At 58.0% G+C, this 4,783-nt stretch carries 6 protein-coding genes; 4 read left to right on the forward strand and 2 right to left on the reverse strand.

What is annotated here, in order from left to right:
- Window positions 1-363 (forward strand): sulfite exporter TauE/SafE family protein (locus tag ACQY7U_RS17755; RefSeq protein ID WP_428647179.1); only part of this gene is annotated, 363 nt, incomplete at its 5' end.
- 51 nt (window positions 364-414) lie between these two features.
- Here the strand turns inward: ACQY7U_RS17755 and ACQY7U_RS17760 are convergent.
- Window positions 415-1,449 (reverse strand): GlxA family transcriptional regulator, encoded by a 1,035-nt coding sequence (locus tag ACQY7U_RS17760; RefSeq protein ID WP_428647182.1) that lies wholly within the window; start codon window positions 1,447-1,449, stop codon window positions 415-417.
- A 123-nt stretch (window positions 1,450-1,572) separates the two neighbouring features.
- Complete coding sequence (locus tag ACQY7U_RS17765; protein ID WP_428647184.1) at window positions 1,573-2,412, reverse strand: LysR family transcriptional regulator; 840 nt, start codon at window positions 2,410-2,412, stop codon at window positions 1,573-1,575.
- Between the two features lie 112 nt (window positions 2,413-2,524).
- On the opposite strand from ACQY7U_RS17765, the gene ACQY7U_RS17770 reads away from it, so the two are divergent.
- From ACQY7U_RS17770 to ACQY7U_RS17780, 3 genes are all read left to right on the forward strand, one after another.
- A complete protein-coding gene (locus tag ACQY7U_RS17770; RefSeq protein ID WP_428647186.1) occupies window positions 2,525-2,953 on the forward strand; it encodes a hypothetical protein in 429 nt (142 codons plus the stop codon).
- Window positions 2,954-3,182: 229 nt separating this feature from the next.
- Window positions 3,183-3,995: a ferredoxin--NADP reductase gene (locus tag ACQY7U_RS17775; protein WP_428647192.1), complete on the forward strand. Its 813-nt coding sequence runs from the start codon at window positions 3,183-3,185 to the stop codon at window positions 3,993-3,995.
- 250 nt (window positions 3,996-4,245) lie between these two features.
- The coding region (locus tag ACQY7U_RS17780; RefSeq protein ID WP_428647189.1) for an N-acetylneuraminate synthase family protein at window positions 4,246-4,783 on the forward strand (538 nt) is incomplete at its 3' end.

The following is a 4,783-nucleotide window of genomic DNA, read 5'->3' on the forward strand; positions in this document are numbered from 1 at the left end:
GGCATCGTCGTTGGGTTGATCAATGGAGCCTTATCGGGCCTGACCGGGTCCTATACCGTGCCCGGGGTCATGTATCTCCAGGCCCTCGGGCTGACGAAGGATGAACTCGTTCAGGCGATGGGGCTGTTGTTCCTGTTCTCGACAGTGGCCCTGGGCCTGTCGCTGGGCAGCTTCGGGCTTATGAGCGGAGAGGGCGCGCTTGCTTCCTTCGCTCTCGTCGCACCATCTCTTCTCGGTGTGTGGCTGGGGCAGAAAATACGCCGCAGGGTTTCCGAAAGTCAGTTCCGGCGGTTGATCCTGGCCGCCATTCTTCTGCTCGGTCTTTATCTCATTCCGCTCGGGTTCTGGCGGCTCGCGGCATAAAAAAAGCGCCGCAAGCATGCGGCGCTTCGACAGGCGGTAGGCTTTGGCGGTCTACTTTGCGACCAGACGCATCGGCGTCGCCGAACCAACACCGGAATTGGTTTTTGTATTCGCCCACTGGTAGGACTGGCGCTCCTCCGTCGGCGTGCACAGGAAGCGTTCGCGGTAGCACTTGGTGAAATGGGACGTGGAGGCGAAGCCGCAGGCGAGGGCCACATCCAGAACCGGGCGGCTGGTCCGCCGCAGAAGGTCCCGCGCGGTTTCAAGGCGCAGGCGCAGATAATACTGACCCGGCGTGCAGTTGAAATGGCGGCGGAACAGGCGCTCCAGCTGGCGCGGAGACAGGTTCACTGTCATGGCCAGCTGCTGGCAGCTCAACGGGTCCTCGATATGCAGGTCCATGATCCGGATGGCATCGAGGATCTTGGCGTTGGAAATGCCTGTGCGAGCCTCGATATCGTGCCGTTGCGCGGATTCGCCTGAGCGCATGTTCTGGTAAAGCGCGACTTCAGCCACTTCATGGGCGAGATAGGCACCGTGCTGGATGGCGATCAGGCGCAGCATCATGTCGAGCGAGGCCATGCCGCCGGCACAGGTGATGCAGTTGCGGTCGATCGCGAAGATGTCCGAAGTGACTTCGACATCGGGAAACTCCTCGCGCAGGGACCGGAGGTTTTCCCAGTGAATGGTGCAGCGGCGACCGTCCAGAAGATTGTAGCGCGCCAGCAGATAGGCGCCCGTGCAGATGGCCCCGAAGGTTCGGCCCATGGCATTCAGACGGCGCAGCTTGTTGCCGAGATCCGCGTCGAGAGGCAACCGTTCAACGTCGATACCAGTACAAAGAAGAGTAATATCTGCGTCAACAAGTTCGCGAACAGATTTCTTTACAGATACCTCGCATCCGTTACTTGCTTCCACTGAGTTTCCGTCAAGGGAGTAAGTTGTCCAGGTGTAATAGTCCCTGCCAAGCAATCTGTTTGCTATTCGCAACGGTTCGATGACGCTCGCGAATGCGTTCATGGAGAACCGGTCCATCAGGACGAATGCTATAGACTGGCCTGTTTCTTCGTGGGCGCGTCCGGACATTTACTTGGCCTCTTTGGAAGGTATTATTACGGCTTGTCTTATTTTGTCTGTAATTTTTGCAGTTTGTGTTTATGTGTCAAATAAAAAACGATCTATTCCATGCATTTCTTGGAATTGTCACAATTATCGCGGGACGGGTGTCCAGCCTTTCATCCATGTGTGGAACAGCTCATCGGCAAATGCCGTCTTCTTGACCGCCAGACCGATCTGGCGGTCGAAGGGCGCCGTGTGCCTGAGTGGCACGCCGGTTATCTGCTCCTCCGAACGGACGTGCCCTGCCGGAACGAGGGCCGCACCCAGGCCGAGTCTCACAAGTTCAAGAACCTGCCGGTCATGAACGGCTTCCGCACAGATCGGGAATGACAGGTTCTCCAGTGCAAGCGTGCGAAGCAAGGCCTCGTAGGAGGGGCAATAGCGGCGCGCGATCATCGGGACGGCAAGAATGTCCTGCAAGGTGACCTCAGGCAAGGCCGCCATCGGATGGCGCTTCGCCACGGCGAATACATACGGTTCCCGGAAAAGCTCGTGAAACCGGTGTCCGGCCGGGGAACAGCTCCGGTCCACAAGCGCGAGTTCCGCGGCACCCGCTTCCGCTTCGAACCGCAATTCGAGTGCGGGATAGGTTCGGCGCAACGCCAGCAGGGAGCCCTGGAAGGGGTCCAGCAGAATGTCCGGTGACGTGTAGAGGCTGGCACGAATGGGACCCTTGTGGCGAAATCTCGTTTCCGCCTTTTCAACCGCACCGAGGATGGATTGCGCATGCCGGTATAGATCCCGTCCTTCCGCGGTCGGCTTCAGGCCTTTGCGGGTCCGCAGGAAGAGCGGAGCGCCGAGAGTGTCTTCCAGTTTCTGCAAGGCTTGCGACAGGGAGGGTTGGGAGATCCCGTGCGCGGCGGCGGCCGCGCTGATCGTTCCAAGTTCAAAAGAGGCCGTGAAATATCTGAGAGGCGTGAGTTCAATCATAGGAAAGGTCTATATAAGAGATAACTTCCATAGGAGTGTACTGTGGACTGTCGGCGAGGCACAACCCATTCCGTCATCCGCCGCGTGTTGCGGCAGAACAAGGAGTTGTACCATGACCGCCACCTTATCCCGTGACCTTCCATTGCCCCGATCCGAGCCGATCGCAATTCATCGCGTTCTCGACCACTTCGAAAAACAAAGCCCGGAGTTGTTCGGGTGTCTTTCAGAGAACCTGGACTTCCGCATCGACCATTTTCATGACGAGGCGGATGTCTCGTGGCAATCCGCCTCCAGCCTCGCGGAAATGGCCGCGGTCCTGCAAAGACTGGCGGTGGACATCTTTCCGAAGGGAACGAAAGTGACCGGGATGAGTTCGCTGGATTTGGGGGACGGTTGGTTCGTTACCCGCTTCACCCACCGGTTCTATTACGGCGTCCGTCAGTGCAACTGCGAAAGCGCCACAATCATCGTAAGCCACGAGAGTGATGGAAAGCTCGATTATTTCCGGGAAACCGTGACGGACGTGACCTCTCTCGAGTGAGCGTCTGCGCGCCGTGACGCGAGTTGTCGTCAAAATGCCGGACTTTCACACGAGGTTGGCCACCAGGTCGGCTTGAAAATCGCCTTTGCGCTTAAAACCTGATCAAATTGGGATAATTTTTTTGCGCAAAGTCGATTTCGTGGATCGGAGTTGCTTCAAGTCAAGGCGGAACTAGTGATACATGGGGCAGGAATTCGAAATGAGCGATGAGTTACGGATCTCGATTGATATGAACGTACTTGCCAAACCCGCCGATCTGGAAGCCGCAGCCCCGGCCGGTGTCTTCGTTGAGGAAGTCAAAACCGTCCAGCACTACACGGACCGTCTGTTCCGCTTCCGCATGACCCGCCCGGCGAGCTTCCGCTTCCGGTCGGGTGAATTTGTGATGATCGGCCTTATGGTGGACGGCAAGCCGATCTACCGGGCCTATTCCATTGCGAGCCCCGCCTGGGACGAGGAGCTTGAGTTCTTCTCCATCAAGGTGCCGGACGGTCCGCTGACCTCGCATCTTCAGAAGATCCAGCCGGGCGATGCGGTGCTGATGAAGAAGAAGCCGACCGGTACGCTGGTGAATGATGCGCTCGTTCCCGGCAAGCGGCTTTACATGTTCTCCACGGGTACGGGCATTGCCCCCTTTGCCAGCCTGATCCGCGATCCTGACACCTACGAAAAATTCGAGCAGGTGATCCTGACCCACACCTGCCGAGAGGTTGCCGAGCTGAAATACGGCGAGGATCTTTATCAGGAAACCGTCAACGATCCGCTGATCGGCGAATTCGCCAAGGACAAGCTGGTGCACTATACGTCGGTCACCCGCGAGGAGTTTCCGCGTCAGGGCCGGATCACCGATCTGATCAAGACCGGCAAGCTGTTCGAGGATCTCGGCGTCCCGCCGCTGGACCCGGCTGTCGACCGCGGCATGATCTGCGGCTCAATGGACATGCTCCGCGACACCAAGGCTCTGCTGGAAGAAGCCGGCCTGACGGAAGGCGCCAACAACAAGCCGGCGGAATTCGTCGTCGAACGCGCGTTCGTGGGGTGAGTCGGCCGTCAGGCATCAAGATCCTGAAATTTCGGATAAATAGGTTTTGGGGCTCGCTTGAACAGCGGGCCCTGATCGTTTCTGGAAAGCAATTTCGAGTTTTCCAAAGAAAGCAAGGGCCGGATTCATGATATGCTCGCTGTCGGGTGGACAGACAGAGCCGCCAATGGCAAGAGTTGCTTAGGAAATTAGCAGGTCCGCTCCGCAGATATGCACGAGCGATGGCGGCCAACGACTAAGGTGCTGTGCCATGATCTCCGACAAACGAGTCTATGTGATTGCCGAAATCGGCATTAATCATAACGGTGACATCGACAAGGCGGTCGAGATGATCCGCAGGGCGAAGGACGCCGGCTGTGATGCGGTCAAGTTTCAGAAGCGCACCATCGACATCGTCTATACGAAAGAGGAACTTGCCAGGCTGCGGGACAATGTCTTCGGGCCCACGAATGGCGACCTGAAACGGGGCCTAGAATTCGGCAAGGACGAATACGACGCGATCGACAAGCTGACGCGCGAACTCGGCATCGACTGGTTCGCCTCGCCCTGGGACGAGCCGTCGGTCGACTTCCTGATGCAATACGACACGCCCTACCTGAAGGTCGCATCCGCGATGGTGACGGACCGGGATTTCCTCGTCCACTGTGCCCGGACGCGGCGTCCGCTGCTGGTTTCGACGGGCATGTGCGATTTACCCATGGTCAGGAGTGCGGTAGAGACGATCGAGGGTGCTGGCGGCGAGATCGCCTGCCTTTACCATTGCACGTCCACTTATCCCACGCGCGACG

It is taken from the genome of Roseibium sp. (genome assembly GCF_050301095.1).
In the GTDB taxonomy this organism is placed as follows: domain Bacteria; phylum Pseudomonadota; class Alphaproteobacteria; order Rhizobiales; family Stappiaceae; genus Roseibium.

Bases quoted from the DNA above. Each gene is read 5' to 3' on its own strand.
- ACQY7U_RS17760 (WP_428647182.1), bottom strand. From the start codon at position 1,449: ATGTCCGGACGCGCCCACGAAGAAACAGGCCAGTCTATAGCATTCGTC.
- ACQY7U_RS17775 (WP_428647192.1), top strand. From the start codon at position 3,183: ATGAACGTACTTGCCAAACCCGCCGATCTGGAAGCCGCAGCCCCGGCC.
- ACQY7U_RS17765 (WP_428647184.1), bottom strand. From the start codon at position 2,412: ATGATTGAACTCACGCCTCTCAGATATTTCACGGCCTCTTTTGAACTT.
- ACQY7U_RS17770 (WP_428647186.1), top strand. From the start codon at position 2,525: ATGACCGCCACCTTATCCCGTGACCTTCCATTGCCCCGATCCGAGCCG.